At 47.5% G+C, this 22,096-nt stretch carries 21 protein-coding genes; 2 read left to right on the top strand and 19 right to left on the bottom strand.

The features are described from left to right. Positions 1 to 26 precede the first annotated feature (26 nt). The 19 genes from HNQ47_RS02765 to HNQ47_RS02675 form a co-directional block, all read right to left on the bottom strand. Entirely contained in the window at positions 27 to 293 is a 267-nt protein-coding gene (locus HNQ47_RS02765; protein ID WP_183327321.1) for a hypothetical protein, read from the bottom strand. 84 nt (positions 294 to 377) lie between these two features. Beyond that, the gene (locus HNQ47_RS02760) at positions 378 to 1,553 is read right to left on the bottom strand and encodes an iron-containing alcohol dehydrogenase (protein WP_221247947.1); all 1,176 of its coding nucleotides are present in this window, start codon (positions 1,551 to 1,553) and stop codon (positions 378 to 380) included. A gap of 37 nt (positions 1,554 to 1,590) precedes the next feature. After that, on the bottom strand, positions 1,591 to 2,037 hold the full coding sequence (gene lepB, locus HNQ47_RS02755) for a signal peptidase I (RefSeq protein ID WP_183327319.1): 447 nt from the start codon (positions 2,035 to 2,037) through the stop codon (positions 1,591 to 1,593). Further along, positions 2,034 to 2,693: a DUF2238 domain-containing protein gene (locus tag HNQ47_RS02750; RefSeq protein ID WP_183327317.1), complete on the bottom strand. Its 660-nt coding sequence runs from the start codon at positions 2,691 to 2,693 to the stop codon at positions 2,034 to 2,036. Before HNQ47_RS02750 ends, lepB begins: the two co-directional genes overlap by 4 nt. 63 nt (positions 2,694 to 2,756) lie before the next feature. Beyond that, positions 2,757 to 3,536, bottom strand: coding sequence for a tryptophan synthase subunit alpha (gene trpA / locus HNQ47_RS02745; RefSeq protein WP_183327315.1), 780 nt, complete (start codon positions 3,534 to 3,536; stop codon positions 2,757 to 2,759). After that, positions 3,529 to 4,719 carry a tryptophan synthase subunit beta gene (gene trpB / locus HNQ47_RS02740; protein ID WP_183327313.1) on the bottom strand — a complete coding sequence of 397 codons (1,191 nt, stop codon included), beginning with the start codon at positions 4,717 to 4,719 and terminating at the stop codon, positions 3,529 to 3,531. The genes trpA and trpB overlap by 8 nt, the downstream gene beginning before the upstream one ends. Then, positions 4,716 to 5,321 carry a phosphoribosylanthranilate isomerase gene (locus HNQ47_RS02735; RefSeq protein ID WP_183327311.1) on the bottom strand — a complete coding sequence of 202 codons (606 nt, stop codon included), beginning with the start codon at positions 5,319 to 5,321 and terminating at the stop codon, positions 4,716 to 4,718. The genes trpB and HNQ47_RS02735 overlap by 4 nt, the downstream gene beginning before the upstream one ends. Further along, entirely contained in the window at positions 5,318 to 6,100 is a 783-nt protein-coding gene (gene trpC, locus HNQ47_RS02730) for an indole-3-glycerol phosphate synthase TrpC (protein WP_183327309.1), read from the bottom strand. Before trpC ends, HNQ47_RS02735 begins: the two co-directional genes overlap by 4 nt. Beyond that, entirely contained in the window at positions 6,093 to 7,115 is a 1,023-nt protein-coding gene (trpD, locus tag HNQ47_RS02725) for an anthranilate phosphoribosyltransferase (RefSeq protein WP_183327307.1), read from the bottom strand. Before trpD ends, trpC begins: the two co-directional genes overlap by 8 nt. 393 nt (positions 7,116 to 7,508) lie before the next feature. After that, on the bottom strand, positions 7,509 to 8,843 hold the full coding sequence (locus tag HNQ47_RS02720) for a prealbumin-like fold domain-containing protein (protein ID WP_183327305.1): 1,335 nt from the start codon (positions 8,841 to 8,843) through the stop codon (positions 7,509 to 7,511). 196 nt (positions 8,844 to 9,039) lie between these two features. Then, the gene (locus HNQ47_RS02715) at positions 9,040 to 10,377 is read right to left on the bottom strand and encodes a SpaA isopeptide-forming pilin-related protein (RefSeq protein ID WP_183327303.1); all 1,338 of its coding nucleotides are present in this window, start codon (positions 10,375 to 10,377) and stop codon (positions 9,040 to 9,042) included. A gap of 193 nt (positions 10,378 to 10,570) precedes the next feature. Next, complete coding sequence (locus HNQ47_RS02710; RefSeq protein ID WP_183327301.1) at positions 10,571 to 11,947, bottom strand: SpaA isopeptide-forming pilin-related protein; 1,377 nt, start codon at positions 11,945 to 11,947, stop codon at positions 10,571 to 10,573. Between the two features lie 180 nt (positions 11,948 to 12,127). Continuing rightward, a complete protein-coding gene (locus HNQ47_RS02705; protein ID WP_183327300.1) occupies positions 12,128 to 13,420 on the bottom strand; it encodes a SpaA isopeptide-forming pilin-related protein in 1,293 nt (430 codons plus the stop codon). A 200-nt stretch (positions 13,421 to 13,620) separates the two neighbouring features. After that, a complete protein-coding gene (locus tag HNQ47_RS02700; RefSeq protein WP_183327298.1) occupies positions 13,621 to 13,869 on the bottom strand; it encodes a hypothetical protein in 249 nt (82 codons plus the stop codon). Beyond that, positions 13,856 to 16,183 (bottom strand): HAD-IC family P-type ATPase, encoded by a 2,328-nt coding sequence (locus HNQ47_RS02695; RefSeq protein WP_183327296.1) that lies wholly within the window; start codon positions 16,181 to 16,183, stop codon positions 13,856 to 13,858. The genes HNQ47_RS02700 and HNQ47_RS02695 overlap by 14 nt, the downstream gene beginning before the upstream one ends. A 47-nt stretch (positions 16,184 to 16,230) precedes the next feature. After that, a complete protein-coding gene (locus HNQ47_RS02690; RefSeq protein ID WP_183327294.1) occupies positions 16,231 to 16,671 on the bottom strand; it encodes a bifunctional 2-C-methyl-D-erythritol 4-phosphate cytidylyltransferase IspD/2-C-methyl-D-erythritol 2,4-cyclodiphosphate synthase in 441 nt (146 codons plus the stop codon). A 10-nt stretch (positions 16,672 to 16,681) separates the two neighbouring features. After that, positions 16,682 to 17,326 carry a 2-C-methyl-D-erythritol 4-phosphate cytidylyltransferase gene (ispD, locus tag HNQ47_RS02685; protein ID WP_183327292.1) on the bottom strand — a complete coding sequence of 215 codons (645 nt, stop codon included), beginning with the start codon at positions 17,324 to 17,326 and terminating at the stop codon, positions 16,682 to 16,684. A gap of 193 nt (positions 17,327 to 17,519) precedes the next feature. Beyond that, positions 17,520 to 17,768, bottom strand: a complete 249-nt coding sequence (locus HNQ47_RS02680; RefSeq protein WP_183327290.1) for a hypothetical protein — start codon at positions 17,766 to 17,768, stop codon at positions 17,520 to 17,522. Then, complete coding sequence (locus tag HNQ47_RS02675) at positions 17,765 to 19,021, bottom strand: DNA polymerase Y family protein (protein WP_183327288.1); 1,257 nt, start codon at positions 19,019 to 19,021, stop codon at positions 17,765 to 17,767. Before HNQ47_RS02675 ends, HNQ47_RS02680 begins: the two co-directional genes overlap by 4 nt. Before the next feature lie 108 nt (positions 19,022 to 19,129). Between HNQ47_RS02675 and HNQ47_RS02670 the strand changes: the two genes are divergently transcribed. Both HNQ47_RS02670 and nrdD read left to right on the top strand, forming a co-directional pair. Further along, the gene (locus tag HNQ47_RS02670; RefSeq protein ID WP_183327286.1) at positions 19,130 to 19,729 is read left to right on the top strand and encodes a LexA family protein; all 600 of its coding nucleotides are present in this window, start codon (positions 19,130 to 19,132) and stop codon (positions 19,727 to 19,729) included. A 169-nt stretch (positions 19,730 to 19,898) separates the two neighbouring features. After that, positions 19,899 to 22,049, top strand: a complete 2,151-nt coding sequence (gene nrdD, locus HNQ47_RS02665) for an anaerobic ribonucleoside-triphosphate reductase (protein WP_183327284.1) — start codon at positions 19,899 to 19,901, stop codon at positions 22,047 to 22,049. Positions 22,050 to 22,096: the final 47 nt, after the last annotated feature.

Here is a 22,096-nt window from a genome sequence, read left to right as displayed (position 1 = left end):
ATTCAGAAAAAAAGGCCTTGCGGCCTTTAATCATCATCGTCGTCTGAACCATCGGTAAAGTCATCACTTTCTGCCATGGCTTTTTTCTTCGTGTAGCTCAATTGAAGGATCAAAGTCACGATCAGGATCACATCAAAAACGATACCCACTCCGGTGCTGTCATAGGCAGCGGATGTGAAAAACGGTGCTAAGACCGCAATCACGATGACCAGCGGGATCATTTTACGGGTCCGTTCATATTTTCCTTGATAAGTCAGGCTCCAATAGTTAAAAGATTTGTCTTTTTTACTCATAGTCATCCTCCTGCTGAAAGGATACCATGATTTTATCGGTATCGGACCCATTTTTACATACTCTTTACATACATATTACGCATATTAAGCGGCAATTTTATAGATTTTATAATAATCATCCCGGTCCATGACCTTGGCACTGCCTTTGTGGCCGTTGTGCGCAAAACAGTCATCGGCCAGCTTGTTGAACTGTTCCTCGGTCGGATGCACGCCCAGTTCGCTTAATGAAGTCGGCATACCGATCTCGTGGAAGAAGTCTTCCATCGCATCGATGCCTTCTGCTGCCGTCTCCTCTGGTGATTCGTCGTGGATATCCAGCACGGTTTCCGCAAATTTCGCAAACCGATCCAGGCAGTCAAGCATCACATAACGTGCCCAGGATGACCAGACAGCGGCCAGTCCGGCCCCATGCGTGACGTCAAACATCGCTCCCAGTTCGTGTTCCAGACCGTGGCAGACGAAATCGCCTTTTTTGATGCCGCAGCCGGTCAGACCGTTGTGCGATAAACTGCCGGCCCACATCACCTCAGCACGAGCTTCGTAGTTCTGCGGATCTTTATGCAGGATCAATGCGTTTTTCATCACGGTGCGCAGCAGACCTTGAGCGATCTCATCAGTCAAACCCATCGAACCGCCGTTGACAAAGTAGCGCTCCATCGTGTGCATCATGATATCGGTGCAGCCTGACTCTGTCTGATAATCCGGCAGCGACATGGTCAGTTCCGGATCCATGACCGCAAACTTCGGCCGGGCAATATCATCGTTGTACGAACGTTTGATCCAGCCGTCTTCCTTAGTGATGACGGAACTGTTGCTCATTTCCGAGCCCGATGCGGCAATGGTCAGCACGACGCCCAGCGGGAAGCAGCCCGTCGCTTTTTTCTTGCGTTCATACAGTTCCCAGACATCGCCTTCATTGGCCAGTCCGTAAGCGATGGCTTTCGTGGAGTCGATCACGCTGCCGCCGCCGACCGCCAGCAGGAAGTCGACATTTTCTTTTTTACATAAATCGATACCTTTGTAGACCAGGGATAAACGCGGGTTCGGGACCACGCCGCCCAAGGTCACATATTCAACGCCGGCTTCATTCAATGATTTGCAGATGCGGTCGATCAAGCCGGACTTCACGGCATGCTGGCTGCCGTAGTGAACCAGGACTTTGCGGGCTTGATAGGATTTGACCAGTTCGCCCGCCTGGTTTTCCGTTCCCTTGCCGAAAACGACACGGGTCGGCGTATAATAATTGAAATTTTGAATCATACGATCCTCCTTTATGATTTTTTCCACCCTTACCATATCACATTTTCCATAAACTTTTGCGCACATTCTTCGCAATCATGTCTTTTCGGTGAAAAGGACCATAAGTTCGAGAATCAAGTGAGGCCGGCCGATTGTCCCCCAGCACAAAATATTCATCCTGATCCAGCTGCACCGGTCCGAAATCCATCGTGATACCATGGGAAAATGGCTCCGTGAACGGACAGCCATCGATGTAAAGCTGATGGTCCTGATAGGCAACGGTCTCGCCGGGCAGACCGATGATCCGTTTGATCAGACGTCGGCCGCCGTGCAAACGCAGGATGACGACCTCAAACCGTTCGATCGACGCATCGGCTGTCATGCGGCGGGCGACCACCCGTTCCAAATGGTGAAAATTCGGTTCCATGCTTCGGCCGTCAACACGGAAGCTTGGGTATCTGTGAACAAGGATCAGCACAAACAAAAGCAGAAGGATTTCCATCATCGATCCGCCTTTTGAATGTTGGTTTGATAAAACTGTTCCGCCGTATGCAGGAAGAAACCGGCCAGTTTCTTTCTTTTGATGATCAAAAACGTCAACACCAGACCGGCGGCGGTGGAGCACATCATGTCCGTGATCGAATCATAAACTCCGGTCGTATAGTGGTTGATCGCATCGTTGTTGAACAGCACCAACATCATAAATTCATAATATTCCCAGATCAGTCCGCCGGCCATGTTGCAGGCATTGATGAACACATAAAACAAGATCTTGGTCCGGTCATCTTCCAGGCGGTCGGTGCCGCGGATGCCGTAAAACAAGATCATCGCAATCGTTAAAACCAGAAAGCCGCTCACAAAGTGCAGCGCCTTATCAAAGCCTGGGACACTGTAGCCGCCCAGCGGGCTGCCCAGACTGGCAAAAAAGATAAAGATCGTATTGATCAGATAAATTTCATAAACGGGCTGCCAATGCATGCAGTGAAACAGAAACGGGATCAGACAAGGCGTCACGGCAGCGACCCCGGTCATGAAAATGCCGTTGGCATTGCCCAGACGGATATTATGGATCAGCGAATAGATCCAGACGATCCCATAGATCGTGTTGGCAATATGCCATTTCTTCTGCGCTGTCATTTGATCATCTCCTGCTTCCATCATAAAAAAGAATGTCATTGGATACAACGGTCGTTCGTCACGGAATGTCGAAAAAAAATGCGGTCTTTACAGACCGCGGATCGCTTCTTTCATGGAGCGGACATATTCGCCGACATAACGAGGAGCGTCTTGTTTATATTGTGCGATGATCTTAACAATCGCAGACCCGACAATGACGCCGTCCGCACCGGTCATCGCCATATTCCGTGCTTGTTCCGGAGTGCTGATGCCAAATCCGATGGCACACGGTATATCCGTCGCCGCTTTGATCTTGGCAACCATGCTTTTCAGATCGGTCGTGATCTTGCTTCGTACGCCGGTGACGCCCAAACTGGAAACTACGTAAACAAAACCATCTGCTTCGGCGGCGATCATCTGGATGCGGTCCTCACTGGTCGGTGCGATCAATGAAACCAAATCAAAATCATATTTTTTGCACAAATCGAGGAATTCTTCTTTTTCTTCATAGGGTACATCCGGCAGGATCATGCCGTCCATGCCGATTTCCTTGGCAGTCTTGATGAAGCGTTCGCTGCCGTAGGAGAAGACAACATTCGCATAGGTCATGAAGACCATCGGGATGGTAACTTCCTGACGGATCTCTTTGACCATCGCAAAGATCTTGTCAGTGGTGCAGCCGTTGGATAACGAGCGCAGATTGGCTTCCTGAATGGTCGGTCCTTCAGCGGTCGGATCTGAAAACGGAATGCCCAATTCAATTAGATCTGCCCCGGCTGCCTGCAGTTCTTTGATGATTGCTTTGGTTGTGTTTAGATCCGGGTCTCCGCATGTCACAAATGGAATGAACGCTTTGCCGTGGTCAAATGCTTCTGCGATCCTACTCATAAATATCCTCTCCTCTATAGCGGGCAATGGCCGCACAGTCTTTATCGCCGCGTCCCGATAATGTCACGACGATGATCTTGTCTTTGTCCATTTTCGGTGCGATCTGCATCGCGTAAGCCAGGGCATGGCTGGATTCAATGGCCGGAATGATGCCTTCCATACGGGAAAGGTATTCAAACGCATTGACCGCTTCTTCATCGGTGATGGCGACATATTCGGCCCGGCCGATGTCATGCAGATAGGCATGTTCCGGTCCGATCCCTGGATAATCCAATCCGGCACTGATCGAATAGACCGGTGCGATCTGGCCGAATTCATCCTGACAGAAGTAGGATTTCATGCCGTGGAAGATGCCTTCGCGGCCGGTGTTGATCGTCGCTGCGGTTTCCGGTGTATCGATGCCGCGGCCGGCTGCCTCACAGCCGATCAGACGGACATCTTTGTCATCGATAAAGTTGTAGAAGGAGCCGATGGCATTGCTTCCGCCGCCGACACAGGCCAGGACGGCATCAGGCAGACGGCCTTCTTTTTCCAGGATCTGGGCTTTGATCTCTTTGGAGATGACTGCCTGGAAATCACGGACGATGGTCGGGAACGGATGCGGGCCCATCACGGAACCGAGGCAATAGTGCGTATCGGCAATGCGGTTGGTCCATTCGCGCATCGCTTCACTGACGGCATCTTTCAATGTCCCAGTGCCAGTCTTGACCGGCACGACATCGGCACCCAACAGTTTCATTTTATAAACGTTCAGTGCCTGTCGTTCGGTATCTTTGATGCCCATGAATACGACACATTCCATGCCCATCAGCGCAGCAGCCGTAGCGGTGGCAACACCGTGCTGGCCGGCGCCGGTCTCGGCGATCAGACGGGTCTTGCCCATCTTTTTTGCCAACAGCGCCTGGCCCAGGACGTTGTTGATCTTATGGGCGCCGGTATGGTTCAGATCTTCCCGCTTTAAATAGATCTTGGCACCGCCGAGATCTTTGGTCATTTTTTCCGCATAGTACAGACGGCTCGGGCGGTTGGCGTATTCATTTAATAAGGTCTGCAGTTCGTCCTGAAACTGCGGATCGTTTTTATAGTGATTGTATGCTTCTTCCAATTCAATGACCGCATTCATCAACGTTTCGGGAATATATTGTCCGCCGTGAATGCCGAATCTTCCTCGACTCTTTGTCATAACTGCTCCTTTCGACACAACGCAATGCATTGTTTGATTTTTTGTTCATCTTTGATTTGATTGGTCTCAGCCCCGCTGCTGATATCAACGGCAGCCGGGCGGAGGGTTTGAATGGCCTCCGACAGATTGTCCGGGTTCAGGCCGCCGGCCAGGATGAACGGCCGGTCCATCTGTTTCAGCAGGCTCCAGTCAAAGGTACGGCCGCTGCCTTGACCGGCATCCAGCAGGATCGCGTCGGCCGGACTGTCAATGGCTGGCTGCAGGTCTGCTTCGCTGCGGATCACAAAGGCTTTGATGACCGGTGCGCCGAATGATTGAACGGTGCGGATCATCGCCGGTGTCTCATGGCCGTGCAGCTGCACCATTTGGATCGTATTAGTCCTGACCAATTGTTCGATCACGGCCGGATCTTCATCGACAAAGACACCGACGGCCGGAATGGCAGGATCGAGCCGATCGGTCAAGGTATGCAGAGCAGCCGGCTCTACACTGCGGAAGCTTTTCGGAAAATCAACGATAAAGCCCGCATAATTGGGATGACAGCGATTGGCGATCGCGATATCTTCAAGCCGGCGCAGACCGCAGATCTTGATCCGGATCATTGTTTCAATTCCTTCAGTTTCTGCGTCTTGTCCGCCGCCAGCATCATGGTTTCACCGATCAGCACGGCATCGACATCAGCCTGGCGCAGCGCCTGTACATCGGCTGCATTCTTGATGCCGCTTTCGGCCACAAACAAACAGTCATGACCGACTTGTTCACGCAGCCGCAGACAATTGTGCGGATCCACGCTGAAGTTTTTCAAATTCCGGTTGTTGACGCCGATGATCCGGGCATGGCAGCGTTTGGCTGTCGCTACTTCGTTTTCATCATGGCACTCCACCAACGCATCCATTCCCAGCGCTTCGGCCTTGGCCAGATAGCGGCTGAGCGTCTCTTCATCCAGCAGCGCAACGATCAGCAGCACCGCTGCAGCGCCGTTCAGCCGTGCCTGGTCAATCATATATTCATCAATGGTAAAGTCTTTGCATAAACATGGGATCGATACCTTCTGACTGATTTCATGCAAATAATCAAAGCCGCCTTTGAACCACTGCGGTTCGGTGAGCACCGAAATGGCATCGGCACCGGCTGCTTCATATTCTTCGGCGATCTTTACGTATGGAAAGTGTTCCACGATCTGGCCTTTGGACGGCGATGCTTGTTTGCATTCACAGATAAAGGAAATGTCCGGTTTGGCCAGCGCCTGATAAAACGGGTGGTTCAATTTGGGCAGTGCTTCGGCCTTGCGGCACAAGGATTCCGGTGTGACGGCTTCTTTGGCGATCTCTACGCGCTGTCTCGCCGCTTCGGCAATCGTCACTAAAATATTTTCAGGCATTGGACACCTCGATCAGCTTCTGCAAGGTAGCCATGGCCTTGCCGGAATCCAATACCTCTTTGGCATACTGCACGCCGGCTTCCGGGGTCTCCGATTTACCATAAACATAGAAGCCCAAGCCTGCATTCATCAGTACGGCATTGCGTTTCGGTCCTTGTTCCTTGCCGGACAGAATGTCCTTGGTGATCTGAGCATTTTCCTGCGGTGTGCCGCCGATGATATCCTCTTTGGTACCGCGTTCAAAGCCGAATTGTTCCGGTGTGATCTCACTGGTGCGGTAGAAGCCGTCTCGGATCTCGCAGACCAGGGTCGGTGCGGAGATGCTGACTTCGTCCAGCTTATCTTCGCCGTAGACGACAAAGCCGCGCTCGACGCCCAGGTTGACCAGTACTTTGGCGATCGGTTCCACCAGATAGCGGTCATAAACCCCAAGGATAAAGTAATTCGGTTTGCTTGGGTTCGTCAGCGGACCAAGAATATTGAAGACGGTGCGGAATCCCAATTCCTTACGGATCGCACCGACATATTTCATCGATGTATGATATTTCTGTGCAAAGAAGAAGCACATGCCGGCTTCCTGCAGACATTGTTTCGCTTTTTCTGGATCTTGGTTGATGTTGACGCCTAAAGCTTCCAGGCAGTCGGCCGTGCCGCATAAGGAGCTGGCTGCCCGATTGCCGTGCTTGGCGACTTTGACACCGCCGGCAGCCAAGACCAGAGCTGCAGTTGTAGAGATATTAAAGCTGTGCGCGCCGTCTCCGCCGGTACCGACGATCTCTAACAAGTCCATGTCGCCGCGGTCATATGGGATTGCTTTTTCCCGCATGGCGGTCGCACAGCCGCTGATTTCATCAATGGTTTCCATGTGCGCGCTTTTGGTGCTCAGCGCGGCCAGGAAGGCAGCATTCTGGGTCTGGGAAGTTTCACCGGACATGATTTCATTCATGACGGTATACGCTTCATCATAGGTTAAGTCTTCTTTGTTTACGATTTTTTCAATTGCTTCTTTGATCATGTTTTTTTCCTCTTTCCTTTTGTTCGCAAGAAAAAAGTCCCTGACAGAAACTTTTTTCTGTCAAGGACGAATAAACATTATCCGCGGTGCCACCTTGATTCACATCGATCGATGTGCGCTTGCGAAATACAAACATATTTCCGGCCTCTGACGCAGGCCTTACGTTACAGAATACTCAGGGATCTCCTTTTCACTGTACCCTCAGCGGTCCATTTGCCAAATCGGTGTCCGTTCCGTTTCCACCATCGGGAACTCTCTGTACGTCCTGGTCTGACGTTATCTCCGCCTCAACGGTTTTGTTGATTGAATTGTAACACCTTGAAAGAAAATTGTAAATAATGAAATGAATGAAAATTGTTTCAAAAAAGAACCGGGATCCCGGTCCTTCTTATTTTACATTTCTTTTCTGACTGCAGCTGCAGCACCCAGTGCGCTGATGGCCGCTATGGTCCACATCATCGTATGAACTGCACTGCCCGTCTGAACACCGTTGGTTTGTACAGTCTGTGCATTGACAGTTTTCTTTTCTGTCTTCGGTGTTTCTTTTTCTTCCTTCGGTGTCTCTTGTTCTTCTTTTGGCGTTTCTTTTTCTGTCGTTTCCGTAGTTTCCGTTGCTTCTTTTTCATCCACCATGATCACTTCCATCGATGTGACCTTGGCAGCGGAGATCCAATCTGGGAACATACCATAATTTTCGTAATTTGATTCATTCGCTTTATAAAAATACAACATGTAATATTCGACAGGATCGTAATTTTCATCTGCAGCAGCCTGCTTCGCAGCCGTCAGCAGTTCATCACTTTTGGTTAAGGCAGCGTCCATATCCAGTGTACTTTCAACCTCATCAAGATGTCGAAAGAAAAAATACTGTTCCAAATAATCTTTTGCGTCGCCGTTGTTCCACTGATCCATTATTTCCTCATCACTCACAAAGGTCCTGTCATTGATTGCCTGGAAAATAGCCAACTGTGTCGCTGCATACGATGTCGCATTTGACAATCCACTAAAAGCTGTCCCATTGTAGCCATGATTGATCAAATAAATCAGTTCTTTCTGCAGTGCCGCCATGTCACGGCCTTCGTACACAGGGCTATCCATCAGTAACTTCAATTTATTTTCGGTCCCATAAGAAATAAGATACGTACCAGCTGTGGTTTCTTGACTATAGTATGCATCTGCAGCCTGAGTATTCCGAAACCAATCTGCCCAAACGGAATTAAATTGGTAGAGGATACCATTTTCTGCATCGTGCCATGCGCCATCAGAGAATTGAATTCTGGATTTGTTTTCCGCATCATAATTTGTGATGTTTCTTTGCATCGTAATGGTCTCTCCGTTCCGGCTGTCCGGTATGACCTTAACATTGAATGTCACATCGGCCGCTTTTTGATAACCGGCCGGTGCGTCCGTCTCATGCAGAAAATATGTACCTTCTGCCATATTCAGCGTCGTCGCTTTATATGTGGTGACGATATTTTTCTGAACGACACCATTTGAATCGACAACACTGATTTCAGCATCCTGCAGCTGTGTTCCATTTGGATCCGTTTTCCGGATGACCACCGGCTGCTGAACATCACTTGGAACCGATGTATCCGTTATATCCGGCCGGCTAAGATGCTGATGATAACTGGAAGCATATGTATTTCCCGCCGTCATCCATAAGCCGCCGAACAGACATACAAAAAAGAAACCCCACAAATATACTCTCTTCATTTTTTGGTTCATTTTTTCACCTCCCTCTCATCCAGAGATATTATATCTTATAACATCAATTTTTACTATATTAATGCTCTGATTAATATATCCTTTTTATTACACTTTTTGTTAATTTATTTATTATATTTTTCATATCTATTCAAACAAAGAAAAACCCCTCCGGCTGGCTGTCCAACTTTTGGGGTTCACGTAAAAATAGATTATTTTATTCTGCTTCTTTTTTGATGAACATCGCAGCACCGAATGCACTGATCATCATCATGGTCCACAGCATCGTATGGACCGCACTGCCGGTCTGAACACCGCTGGTTTGCACCGTTTGTGCATTGACCGTTTTCTTTTCTTTCTTTGGCGTCTCTTGTTCTTCTTCCGGCGTTTCTTCTGGCTCCTCCGGGATCGGTTCATCGATCATCGTAACGATGATCGGATCCGAAGGATCTGCAGCAGAAATCAGATTTTGGAATTCTGGTATCTCTCCATTTCCATATTGTTCATTATAATATAACATGTAATGGTCATATTTCGTTTTGGCCAGTTCATCGGAGTTCTGTGCATTTTCGAATAACTCTTTCGCTTTAGCGATAATGATGTCACGGCCTGCTTCTTCACTGTCGAAATACTCTGGACCCACATTGATGTTATAAAGCCTGTTGATAAATATACGAAAGGCATCATCTTGTGGCAGCTCATAACCATTCCATTCCTCTAAATTGTCCCAAATCTTCCATCCATCAACTAAAACTGAAGACTCCAGATCAATATGGCAAGTTTCTGGTTGGATCGTTGCCCAGATTGCTAACTGCGTTGCAGCGTAGGATTGTTCATCCGTCATTCCTTCAAACGGTTCGCCAATTTTTTTGTATCCTTGATTGACCAGATAATTAAATTTGCTATTTAAATTATTCAATGTCTGATCGTTATATGAATTACCGCTCAAAGCAGCCGATAAATTTTCTTTGGAACCGTATACGATAAAATATTCCGGGTCTTCAACGCTCATTGGTTGAACCGATGCAACACCAACCGAATTCGAAGTTTTTATTTCCGGGTTGATACAATAAACAATCTTTCCAAATTCCGTATCCTGCCGCACGCCGCCTAGATTTGTTATTCCAGTAAATTGAACATCCTCTGTCGAAATGTGTTTTCCATTTCGGGAATCTACCGTTGGATTGACGGAGAACCAGATATCCTCAGCTTGCTGGTAACCGTCCGGTGCACCGCTCTCATGCAAAAAATACTCACCTTTGGACATATTCAGCGTCGTCACATCATACGTAGTCACAATATTCGTCTGAACGACACCATTTGAATCAACAACACTAATTTCAGCATCTTGCAGCTGTGCTCCATTCGGATCTGTTTTCTGAATGATCACCGGCTGCGTCAGATCATCCGGAACGGAATCATCGACAGTCGGCGCCGGAGCAAGCTGCTGGCGGTAGCTGGAAGCATATGTGTTTCCTGCCGCTATCCACAATCCGCCGAACAAACATACAAAAAAGAAAACCAATAAAGACGCTCTCTTCAATTTGTGATTCATTTTTTCACCTCCCTCTCTATCCGTTTACAAGTATTATATCATTTTTGAATCATTGATGGAGCGCCTATATAAATTTTATTTATATCTATTTTTTATAAATCATTTAATCATGAAGCATTCTGTTCATGCTCATAATAAAAACCCCTTCGGCTGGTTTTCCAACCTCTGGGGGTCATTTTATAGAACAAATTGTTTATTCTGCTTCTTTTTTGATTAACATCGCAGCACCTAATGCGCTGATCGCCGTCATGGCCCACATCATCATATTCGTTGTGGTGCCTGTATTGACGCCATTGGTTTGTACAGTCTGTGTATTGACTGTCTTTGTTTCTGCTTTCGGCGTCTTCTTTTCTTCTTTTGGTGTTTCTTTTTCTTCTTTCGGCGTTTCTTCTTTTTCTTCCGGAATTGGTTCATCGATCATCGTGATCGTGATCGGATCCGAAGAAGCAGCAGCGGAAATTAAATTCTGATATTCCGAGATAGTACCGCAATATCCATCTTGTTCACTATAATACAGCATGTAATGGTCATACTGAGTGTTCGCCAATTCATCTGCGTTCTGCGCATTTTCAAATAATTCTTTTGCCTTGGCTATAATCGTGTCACGATCAGTACTGCTTTCTTCGCTCATGTAGTACGTATTAATAGCCGGATCATCGTTGTATAATAAATTAGCAAAATTCAAAAACGCTGCAGCTTGTCCATAGATTTGGCTTCCATTATTAAATTCAAAGTTCTGTGGGTTATCCCAAATTGCCCATCCGGAATTAAATCCATATTGCATTTGACGTACACCCGGTTCCAACGTTGCCCAGATTGCCAACTGCGTCGCCGCGTACGACTGTGCATCGGTCATACCTTCAAACGGTTCACCGAGTTTTTTGTATCCTTGATTGACCAGATAATTAAATTCTTTATTCAAGTTTGCCAATTTTTGTTCATAAGCAGCACTATCTTCATACATAGTCCAGCAAGCTGACAATTTATCAGCATTCCCATAAACGATAAAGTATTCAGAGTCTGAAACACTCATCGGACTGATAGACGCAAGCTGCGGAACTGGCATTCCCTTCTTTTCTGGATTGATGCAGTAAACAATCTTTCCAAATTCTGTATCCTGCCGCACGCCGCCTTTTTCGGTCAGTCCAGTAAACTGAACACTATCTGTCGAAATGTATTTTCCGTTTCGGGAATCCACCGTCGGATTGACAGAGAACCAGATATCCTTGGCTTTCTGGTAGCCGTCCGGTACACCGGACTCATGCAGGAAATACTCACCTTTTGATAGGTTCAATGTTGTCGTGTTGTATGTGGTGACAATGTTTGTCTGAACGACTCCGTTCGAATCGACAACACTAAGTTCAGCATCGCTCAGCTGAGCTCCATTTGGATCCGTTTTCTGAATGATCACCGGCTGCGTCAGATCATCCGGAAGCGAATCATCAACAGTTGTTTCCGTCGGACATGCAGAAGATGTTGTACACGCTGCAGCGGATACTTTATCTGCGCAAAAGAAAAATCCAGTAAACAAGCATACGAAAAAGAACGCATACATTCCTGCTCTCTTCATTGTTTCACCTCCCTCCTCTATCCGTGTTTATTATAGCACTGTATAAAGAATTTAAAACTATTAAAAACTTGCTTTTGTTTTATAATTTTATATCATATTATGATTTTTGATTCTCAAAAATCATAAAAAAAGAACATCTTTTTCGATGTTCTTTCCTACACAACGTATTTTGTTCGTTTATTACTCTGTTGCTTTTTTCATCATAATTGCGGCTCCGATTACAACTATGGCACCCATAAAATAAATAGCTGTCTGTGTTGAGGCTGCTGTGTTTACACCGCCTGTTCTGCTTGTCTGTGCAGCTTGTACATATACACCTTGATCATTTGTTGTTTCTGTTGTCGTTGTGTTTGTTTTTTCTGTATCTGTTGTTTCTTCCGGCAAGTCTAACATAAAGACATGTCCTGGTGTGACGAATCCCAAAGAAATATAATCTGTGAATCCTTCTCCATAAAAAGTCATGCCTCTGATTGAGGAAGAATATACCACGTAATGGCGATATTTCGCTTGATCTGCCTTGGTCAAAGCATCGTTATATAATTCGCTCATTTTAATTCTGATACTTGACGTATTTACCGTCAAATCAGGAATGAGCGGCTGCCCATCACTCGTTGGTGGATATATAATATTCAGAGCAGTTTGAATTTCATCGTCAGTAAAATTAAGTATCGCTTCTCTTGGCATTTCTTGAAAAATTGCCCAGATTGCTATCTGAGTAGCCACATACGATTCTGCATGGCTCATACCAGAAAATGGTGTTCCTTTATAACCATAATTCAATAAATAGGCGATGCGTCTGTCGATTGTTTCTGGGTCAGCAACCATATTGTCACCGCCATAATATGCATTACGGTTGTTTTTTGTCATATACGAAATCGTATAAGTCGTTTCGCCGGCTTCTTCAGATGGCTGATAATACATCTCTAATTGATAAACAATAGCACCATAGCCTTCTGTATCGATCCATACACCGGCAGCTTCGCCGTCTGATATAGCGCCGATCCGGCTATTTATTCCAGCACCCTTATTAAATGTTTTTAAATTTTCATCCGTTGTCCGCGGATCCGGTACTGGTTTTACTTGAAATGAAACATCATCGGATTTTTGATAACCATCCGGTGCATTTTTCTCATGCAACGTGTATTCACCATCCGGTAAATTCACGACCGTTGCATCGTCTGTGGTAACGATCTCTGTTGAATTTCCATCTTGATCGGTCAATTCCAATTCTGCATCTTTAATTTGATTTCCATTTTCATCGATCTTATGGATCAGAATTGGTTGTTCTAAGTCTTCCGGCGGATTTTCATCGGTCAGCGGCGGTTCCTCTGTATCACAGTTAACATCACATGCTATACCTTCTGTCGTTTCGTTCGTTGATGCATAAGCATTTGTCTGCACAAAACAGAATCCGGCAAATAAACAAACAAAGAAGAATGCATACAATGAAACTCTCTTCATTGTGCTTTTCACTGTTTCACCCCCTCCCTCTCTACCATTCAGAATTATATCACTTATTATAACGTTTATGAATCATTTCATTGAACTCGAATTTAGAATCAATATTTTTATTAAAATATTGTATATTAATTAATATTTTTCATTCCTATTTGATTGTTAAAAATCATATGATCTTCTTTCTATTCCCAAACAAAAAGGCTTCATTTGAAGCCTTAACGCACGATGTATTTCTCTTTGAATTTATTTTTCTTATAATCCGATGACGTGCCGATCTTGATCAGCTGGATCATGACGGCATCGAATTTATCCGAAAAGCGGCCCCGCACGGTATTGCACGTGAGTTCCATGACTTTATTCGCTCCCAGTTCCATGCGGATCGAGCCTCGCTCTTTGGTCGTTTCTTCAAAAAAATCCGCATAGATCTGGCGATGGTCCAGTTTCTGCACATTATACAGATACATATTGCGCCTCATCTCTTAAAATTGTCTTATCCACAACATGTTTGACAATGATCAGGAAATCCGGGATCAATGCCATGTTGCAGACCAGATAGACCGTCTGCCAAACGCTCAGTCCGGTCAAATACAACAAGTCGTGGAAGCCGAGCATGCCGATGATCGACGCCAGCAGCATCGCTGTCATCAGCCAGTTCCGGATCCGCGTCATTGGTTCGCAGACCGTATACAGAACGCACAGTGAATTCCATGTGGCCACGATCGTGCAGATCGTCGAAAGCTGTGCCGAGCTCATGCCCAGCAGGCCTTTAAACTGATAACAAATCACGACGGACAGGATCACGCTGGCTGCCCCTGGAATGGCGCGGCCGAAGACATGACGCAGGAAGTGTCCGTGAACTCGTTCTTCGTTTGGCTCCAGTGCCAGCACGAAGCCCGGAATACCGGTGCCCAGACCGGAAACCAACGACAGCTGGATCGGTTTGAACGGATAAGCTGACAGCCAGAAGATCGTGATCAAGGTCAGGCCCAGAGAGAACAACGTTTTGACCAGAAACAAAGAAGCCGAACGCTGAATGTTGTTGATGACGATGCGGCCTTCGCGTAAGACCGAAGGCAGGGCATCAAATTGATCGTTCAGCAGCACGACGGATGAAATGGCCTTGGCTGCCTGCGAACCGGTTCCCATCGCGATCGAGCAGTCTGCTTCCTTCAGTGCCATGACATCGTTGACACCATCTCCGGTCATCGCTACGGTATGTCCTTGTTCTTTTAATGCCAGCACCATTTCTTTTTTCTGTTCCGGCGTCACCCGGCCGAAGATCGAATAACGCTCCACGGCCTTGGGGATGTCCTTGACCTTGCTCATATCCACCGGACGGCCCCGCACGCCGGCTTTTTTTGCCAGCGCGGTAACAGTCAGCGGATCATCACCGGAAATGATCTTGATATCGACACCTTGGTCTTCAAAATAGTCCAGCGTTTCTTTGATGTCTTCCCGCAGTACGTCCTGGATACAAATCAGCGCTAAAATACGGTGGTTTCCTTTTAACGTATCGGAAAGATGCGAAGCATGAGCCAGCACGATCACGCGCATCCCTTGTTCCGCATAGCTGTCGATCTTTGCCTGGATCTGCGGATCCGTGTTCTGCTGCACAAAGGAATACGCACCGGTAATGAAACAATTGCCGTCCGCGAATTCAACGCCGCTGGCTTTGCGGTCACTGGAAAATGGGATCGTATGAGATACAGCGGCTTCGCGTTGGCCCGCAAATTCACGGATCGCCTGCGCCGTCGCATTGTTGTCATCAAGCGCGGTATAGACCTCAGCCAGAATATCCTTGACCTCGGATTCCGTAATATCATCGAGACATTCGATATGCATCACTTTCATTTTTCCTTCGGTGATCGTACCGGTTTTATCCAGACACAATGTATCGACCCGGGCCAGTGTTTCAATGCAGTACAATTCCTGGATCAGTACCTTTTTCTGTGCCAGCTTGATCGAGCCGATGGCCAATGCCGTACTGGTCAGCAGTACCAAGCCTTCCGGGATCATACCGATCACGGCAGCGACCGTTGACAGGAACGCTTCCTGCCACAATAAATGCTCGATGAACAATTCTTTATATAAAAGCACCAGACCGGACGGGATCAAAATGATCGTACTGAACCGGATGATGGTCTGAATGCTGTCACGCAGTTCGCTCGGATAACGTTTTTCCCGCTTGGCTTGGTTCATGATCGAATACGAATACGTATCATCGCCGACCCGGACCGCTTGAGCCTTGGCCTTGCCGGAAACGATGAAACTGCCCGACATCAGCGTATCGCCGAATGTTTTTTCAATCGCATCGGATTCACCGGTCAAGATGGATTCGTTGCATTCTACATGGCCGTCCAGCACCACCGCATCGACGCTCATCTGATCGCCTGGTTCAACGATAAGCACATCGTTTTCCACGATTTCCTCGGCCGGAATTTCTTCAATACGTGAATCACGTAATACTTTGGCCTTCTTTACATTCAATAAAGCCAGTTCATCCAGCACATTCTTGGAACGGATTTCCTGAATGATACCGATGATCATATTGATCAGCACCAGCAGCACGAAAAGCATGTTCCGATAGGAGCCGGTCACAAAGACCATCAGGCCTAGGATCAGGTTGATCAAGTTGAACAGCGTGAATACGTTGTCGTGCACGATCTGTTTATAGGACCGGCTGTTCTTGGTTTCGACCTCGTTGGTTTTATTCTTGGCCACGTCGGCTTTTTTCAAACCGGTCTTGATATTTGTATATTTCTTTACCTTTAAATCCATAGTTCCATTTTACTCCATTGCGGATATGAAAAAAAGCCGAAATCCAGCTATCCGGAAATCGGCTGCATCGGTGTGTCGTACAAGGCAACGACATCCCCGTAATTTTCAAATTTTTCGTGTTTCTCCATTGCGCTTTGCAGACAGAACATCAACAGCCGTGTATCAAATGCCCGGCATGCCCCGCCGTCAATGGCCGGATACTGGCTCAGCGCCTCCAGCAGACGGTCGATCGAGGCACGATCTGTCTGCCTGTTGCGGCAGACAATGGTATTTTCCTGCGTGACCGCCTTCAGGCCGTTCAGCAGATTCTCATGAGCATTCCCTTTAGCCACCACGTACACCGTTTTACCGCGCGGATGGGCTGCCCGTCGGACAATTTGTTCATCCGTACCGACCGCAACGATCTGCACACAGCGTTCATCTTCATCAAAGGCGGATAAATCAAATGGATCCTGTTCATCGATCCGCACCAACACCGTATAGTTCATAAGCGCCCTCCTAAACCAGATCGATCGGCAATGTGATCTTCAGATTCGTGATATCGCCGATCACCACTTTGATCGGCACATCACTGTACTGTTCGACGACTTGGGCATCATCGGTTGCCGAAAACCCGTCCTGCTGCGCCTGCGCCGAACAGCGTTTGATCAATTCGGTCTTAAAACATTGCGGTGTCTGCGCACAATAACACGACGAACGAATCGGCGTGGTCTTGACATAACCGTCTTCCACGATCTTGATCGTATCGGCGCTCGGCACCATAAGCAGACAAGCATCCTCGGTTTCCAAGGTCTGCTTCAGCGCTTTGATCTCTTTAAACTGAATATATGGGCGGGCCGCATCGTGAATGAACACATATGGATACGTCACTTTCTGCAGGCCCTTGTCTACGCTTTCCTGGCGGGTCGCACCGCCTTGGCATAGAACGATCCGTTCATTTTTACTGTATTTCTTGGTGATGGCTTTCCAGTCATAAGCTGAACAAACCAGCACCACCTGGCGGCAGTCCGGATCATTTAGAAAAACATCCAATCCGGTATCTAAAACGGTCTTGCCGTTGTTCAAGGTATAAAAAACCTTGTTATATTCGAGATGCGTCCGTTCGCCGCGTCCGGCCGCCAACAATATCACACTATATTCCATGGTATCCTTATTCTAACACATTCGTTCAGAACACAAAAGGCAGTGGGGTAAGCACTGCCTTTTGTTTTATTCATATGCTTGGGAGAGAGAAATTGTCTGAACCTGTTCTAGGTTCATCTATAATCTATAAGAAAGTATTCAAACTTTTATCATATTTCCATGTGAAAATATGTGAGATTCGGCCTGAATTATGTCAAATATCGGATACTTTGACCTCACTTTCCAGAAACCAGCGGTCTTTTTCCCAATAAAGGTTGCGGATCTGACTGCCGAACCGGCATTTGTAGCATACGCCGCAGCCGCCGGCCGGCGAAAACTTTTCCTGCTTGGCCAGCACCTGATCGATCTTATAGGTTTTTTCCTGCCAGCGCACGAACAGCGGCTGCAGCTGGCCCTCCTTGCCGACCAGCGTCACCACATCAATATAGTATTTGTACATCATAATGAAATGCTCCCATCCAGGAATCCGACCGGATGAATGGTGTGGGTCCCTTTCGGATCAAAATCCGTCAGATCCGAATCCAGCTGCACCGATGCCATGCCGCAGCTGTGATAGCCATAACGGCCGCGGATCTCTTCGATGACCGCTTCGGCCCGACGTTCTTTTTCCCGCCGCCGGGGATCGCTGAACAAATCCGGCTGGTCATAAGCAAGCTTGGTCAGATCTGAGACCCGGATCCCGACGCTGCGGTAGCGTACATCGAAGCGCGGATCCTTGCGGGCCAAAAACATCGCCGTATGCAGGATCTCATCGGCCAGATCGGTCGGCTGGCTGAGCCGCTGCTGAAAGCCGATATAACATAGCCCCGTATCGCGCATGTACACCGAGACCACCGATCCTTTCGAATGAATATCGCGCAGCCGGGCCGCCACGGATTCCGCAATGACCCGGAACACTTCATACAGCTGCTCGCGGTTTTCGATATCCCGCACCACGGTCTTGCCGTTGCCGACCGACTTGATCTCCCGCTGATAGCCCACCGGCTTGACTTCGCTGTGATCCAAACCATTGGCAAACTGATACAGCATCCCGCCGATCTTACCGAACCGGCGGACCAGCAGCGTGCCGTCCGCCCGGGCCAGATCTCCGATGGTCAGGATGCCCATCTGATGCAGCTTGGCCTCCGTCCGATGACCGACCATCAACAGATCACCGACCGGCCGCGGCCAGACCACATCCCGGAAGTTTTCTTCGTCGATCAGGATATAGCCTTTCTTCTTTTTCATATCCGACCCCAGTTTCGCAAAGACTTTATTGAATGAAACGCCCATGGAAACGGTCATGCCTGTCTTGCGGTACACCTCTTCCTGGATGCGGCTGGCCAGATGCACCCCGTCACCAAACAGGCGTTGGGAATGGGTCAGATCCATCCATGCTTCATCCAATCCAAATGATTCCACCCGGTCGGTATACTGCCGGTAAATGTCCTTGATCTTCTCCGTATAGTAAATATACTCTTCATAATGCGGATGTACGATCAGCAGATCCGGACATTTCGCACGGGCTTCCCGCAGTGATTCGCCGGTCTGAATGTGATAACGCTTGGCCAGGTCATTTTTGGCCAGGATGATGCCGTTGCGCTTTTCTTCACTGCCGCCTACGGCCATCGGTACTTTCCGGTAAGCTGGATTCTTCATCTCTTCGATCTGCGCATATGCATGATTGATATCCGAATGAACTATGACTCGTTTCATGCTTTCATTATAGAAACAGCGATGCATTTTTTCAACCATTTATGCAACTTTTATGCAACTTTTTTATTTTCATCTGTATTTGTTCCATATTTTGTGTATAATAGAAGTATGAACATCCAACAAATCCTGCAGGAGTACAAAAGACAGAACAACATTACCAATGAAGACATCGCCCGTCAGATCGGCGTGACCAAATCAACGGTTTCACGCTGGTGCAGCGGTCAGACCAAGAAAGTTTCACCGGATACGCTGGAAAAGCTCTCAGACCTGATGCATCTGGATCTGGATGAACTGACGCGGATGTCAGAGTTTGCGTTTGAAAAACCATTATTGGGCGTGGTCAAGGCCGGCTATGGTTTATTGGCCGAAGAAAATCTGGAAGGCTATTTGTCGGTCAGCGAAGAAGATTACAAGAAAGGAGATTACTTCTTACGCGTGACCGGCAACTCGATGATCAATGCGAAGATCCATGATGGTGACTTATTGTATGTGGAAGCATGCAGCGACGTGCCCAGCGGTACGATCGCGGTCGTTTTGATCGGACATGAAGAAGTCTCCGTCAAGCGAGTCATCAAAAAACAGAAATTTTTATTATTGGAGGCCGCCAATCCCGATGTAGAGACAAAAATTTTCACAGCGGAGGAAGTTGAAACACTGCCGGTGCAGATCATCGGGCGGGTCATTTATGCCCGTACAGAGATCCAATAAAAAAATATTTTGCGTTTTCCATTTTATATAAAGCAAAAGCAAATTGGCATAGAAATTCAAGGGTTGATTTAAAAAATTTTATCAGTATACTAAAAGTACGCAAGCTGAATTAGTTGAACCCTCAACTAATTTCAAAATACCGTTTTATTTTTAGGAAGGAAGGTACAATATGAACGTAATCAAACGAAGCGGTGAAGAAGTCAATTTCAACATTGATAAGATTGCCAATGCGATCCGCAAAGCAAACAAAGCAACGGCGCACTCGCCGATGAGCGAAAAAGACATTCAGGAGATTTCTGAATCGGTTGCCGCTCAATGCAAAGATCTGAAGCGCAGTGCCAATGTCGAAGAGATCCAGGATATGGTGGAAACCGGCATCATGGAAAAAGGATACTATTCGGTTGCCCACAATTATATCACCTATCGATATGAGCGTGCTTTGGTCCGCAAGGCCAATTCGACCGATAAGCAGATCATGAGCCTGCTGGAGCGTCAGAACGAAGAAGTGAAACAGGAAAACTCAAACAAGAACCCGTTGGTCAACAGTGTGCAGCGTGATTACATGGCCGGCGAAGTATCCAAGGACATCACGAAACGTTTCCTGCTGCCGCAGGATATTTCGGAAGCCCACGAAAAAGGCATCATCCATTTCCATGACGCCGATTATTTCGCTCAGCATATGCATAACTGCTGCCTGGTCAATTTGGAAGACATGTTACAAAATGGTACGGTCATCTCCGAAACGATGATCGAAAAACCGCACAGTTTTTCAACCGCCTGCAACGTCGCAACGCAGATCATTGCACAGGTTGCTTCCAGCCAATACGGCGGCCAGAGCATCACGTTGTCTCACTTAGCACCGTTTGTCGAAGTCAGCCGCCAGAAAGAGCGCAGCGCGGTCCGTCAGGAATTCCAGGATTCCGGTATTCCGTATGATGAACAAAAGATCAATCAGGTAGCGGAGATGCGTGTCCGCCGCGAGATCGAAAAAGGTGTGCAGACGATTCAGTATCAGGTCATCACACTGATGACAACTAACGGTCAGGCGCCGTTCGTAACCGTCTTCATGTATCTGGATGAAGTTCCGGAAGGACAGACACGCGATGACTTGGCTTTGATCATCGAAGAAATGCTGAAGCAGCGCATCCGCGGTGTGAAGAATGAAAAAGGCGTTTATATTACGCCGGCATTCCCGAAATTGATCTACTGCCTGGAAGAAGATAACATTCACGAAGATAGTAAGTACTACTACTTGACTCGTTTAGCGGCAAAGTGCACCGCTAAGCGTATGGTGCCGGATTATATTTCCGAAAAGATCATGAAAGAATTAAAAGGCGGCGACGTGTATCCGTGCATGGGCTGCCGTTCCTTCCTGACACCGGATCCGGTCAACCATAAATATTACGGACGTTTCAATCAAGGTGTTGTGACGCTGAACCTGGTCGACGTGGCCTGCAGCTCAAAGCAGGACATGAATGAATTCTGGAAGATCATGGACGAGCGTCTGGATCTGTGCTACCGTGCACTAATGATCCGTCACAACCGTCTGCTGGGAACGCCGTCGGATGTCGCACCGATCTTATGGCAGAACGGTGCCCTGGCCCGTCTGGAAAAAGGTGAGCCGATCGATAAATTGCTGTACGACAATTATTCAACGATTTCCCTTGGCTATGCCGGCTTATGCGAATGCGTCCGCTATATGACCGGTCATTCCCACACCGACCCGGTCGGCAAGGAATTCGGCCTGAAAGTCATGCAGTATCTGAACGATGCCTGCGCAAAATGGCGTGAAGAGACGAACATCTCCTTCAGTCTGTACGGTACGCCGATGGAATCGACGACGTACAAGTTCGCTAAATGTCTGCAGGATCGTTTCGGAATCATCCCGGGCGTAACAGATAAGAACTACATCACGAACAGCTATCATGTTCACGTTACGGAAGAAATCAACGCATTCGATAAACTGACACTGGAATCTGAATTCCAGAAGCTGTCTCCGGGCGGCGCCATCAGTTATGTCGAAGTGCCGGATATGAAGAACAACATCGAAGCCGTATTGGCCGTCATGAAGCACATCTACAACAACATCATGTACGCCGAGCTGAATACCAAGAGCGATTACTGCCAGGTATGCGGTTACGATGGTGAGATCGAAATTGTGGAAGACAAGAACCACAAACTGATCTGGAAATGCCCGAACTGTGGCAACACCGATCAGGAGAAGATGAATGTAGCCCGCCGGACCTGCGGATACATCGGTACCCAGTTCTGGAACCAAGGACGTACGCAGGAAATCAAAGAGCGCGTGCTGCACCTATAAACAATAGAGAATAACTTACCTTTTCCCCCAAAAGGTAAGTTATTTTT

The sequence above is a fragment of the Catenisphaera adipataccumulans genome, from assembly GCF_014202755.1.
GTDB lineage: Bacteria > Bacillota_I > Bacilli_A > Erysipelotrichales > Erysipelotrichaceae > Catenisphaera > Catenisphaera adipataccumulans.
Note: the sequence above shows the minus strand (reverse complement) of the source record. Positions and strands in the feature narration are given on the sequence as shown.

What these genes read in the sequence shown, in the direction of transcription:
- HNQ47_RS02765 (WP_183327321.1), bottom strand. Translation starts at nt 293, where the DNA reads ATGAGTAAAAAAGACAAATCTTTTAACTATTGGAGCCTGACTTATCAA.
- HNQ47_RS02760 (WP_221247947.1), bottom strand. Translation starts at nt 1,553, where the DNA reads ATGATTCAAAATTTCAATTATTATACGCCGACCCGTGTCGTTTTCGGC.
- lepB (WP_183327319.1), bottom strand. Translation starts at nt 2,037, where the DNA reads ATGATGGAAATCCTTCTGCTTTTGTTTGTGCTGATCCTTGTTCACAGA.
- HNQ47_RS02750 (WP_183327317.1), bottom strand. Translation starts at nt 2,693, where the DNA reads ATGATGGAAGCAGGAGATGATCAAATGACAGCGCAGAAGAAATGGCAT.
- trpA (WP_183327315.1), bottom strand. Translation starts at nt 3,536, where the DNA reads ATGAGTAGGATCGCAGAAGCATTTGACCACGGCAAAGCGTTCATTCCA.
- trpB (WP_183327313.1), bottom strand. Translation starts at nt 4,719, where the DNA reads ATGACAAAGAGTCGAGGAAGATTCGGCATTCACGGCGGACAATATATT.
- HNQ47_RS02735 (WP_183327311.1), bottom strand. Translation starts at nt 5,321, where the DNA reads ATGATCCGGATCAAGATCTGCGGTCTGCGCCGGCTTGAAGATATCGCG.
- trpC (WP_183327309.1), bottom strand. Translation starts at nt 6,100, where the DNA reads ATGCCTGAAAATATTTTAGTGACGATTGCCGAAGCGGCGAGACAGCGC.
- trpD (WP_183327307.1), bottom strand. Translation starts at nt 7,115, where the DNA reads ATGATCAAAGAAGCAATTGAAAAAATCGTAAACAAAGAAGACTTAACC.
- HNQ47_RS02720 (WP_183327305.1), bottom strand. Translation starts at nt 8,843, where the DNA reads ATGAACCAAAAAATGAAGAGAGTATATTTGTGGGGTTTCTTTTTTGTA.
- HNQ47_RS02715 (WP_183327303.1), bottom strand. Translation starts at nt 10,377, where the DNA reads ATGAATCACAAATTGAAGAGAGCGTCTTTATTGGTTTTCTTTTTTGTA.
- HNQ47_RS02710 (WP_183327301.1), bottom strand. Translation starts at nt 11,947, where the DNA reads ATGAAGAGAGCAGGAATGTATGCGTTCTTTTTCGTATGCTTGTTTACT.
- HNQ47_RS02700 (WP_183327298.1), bottom strand. Translation starts at nt 13,869, where the DNA reads ATGTATCTGTATAATGTGCAGAAACTGGACCATCGCCAGATCTATGCG.
- HNQ47_RS02695 (WP_183327296.1), bottom strand. Translation starts at nt 16,183, where the DNA reads ATGGATTTAAAGGTAAAGAAATATACAAATATCAAGACCGGTTTGAAA.
- HNQ47_RS02690 (WP_183327294.1), bottom strand. Translation starts at nt 16,671, where the DNA reads ATGAACTATACGGTGTTGGTGCGGATCGATGAACAGGATCCATTTGAT.
- ispD (WP_183327292.1), bottom strand. Translation starts at nt 17,326, where the DNA reads ATGGAATATAGTGTGATATTGTTGGCGGCCGGACGCGGCGAACGGACG.
- HNQ47_RS02680 (WP_183327290.1), bottom strand. Translation starts at nt 17,768, where the DNA reads ATGATGTACAAATACTATATTGATGTGGTGACGCTGGTCGGCAAGGAG.
- HNQ47_RS02675 (WP_183327288.1), bottom strand. Translation starts at nt 19,021, where the DNA reads ATGAAACGAGTCATAGTTCATTCGGATATCAATCATGCATATGCGCAG.
- HNQ47_RS02670 (WP_183327286.1), top strand. Translation starts at nt 19,130, where the DNA reads ATGAACATCCAACAAATCCTGCAGGAGTACAAAAGACAGAACAACATT.
- nrdD (WP_183327284.1), top strand. Translation starts at nt 19,899, where the DNA reads ATGAACGTAATCAAACGAAGCGGTGAAGAAGTCAATTTCAACATTGAT.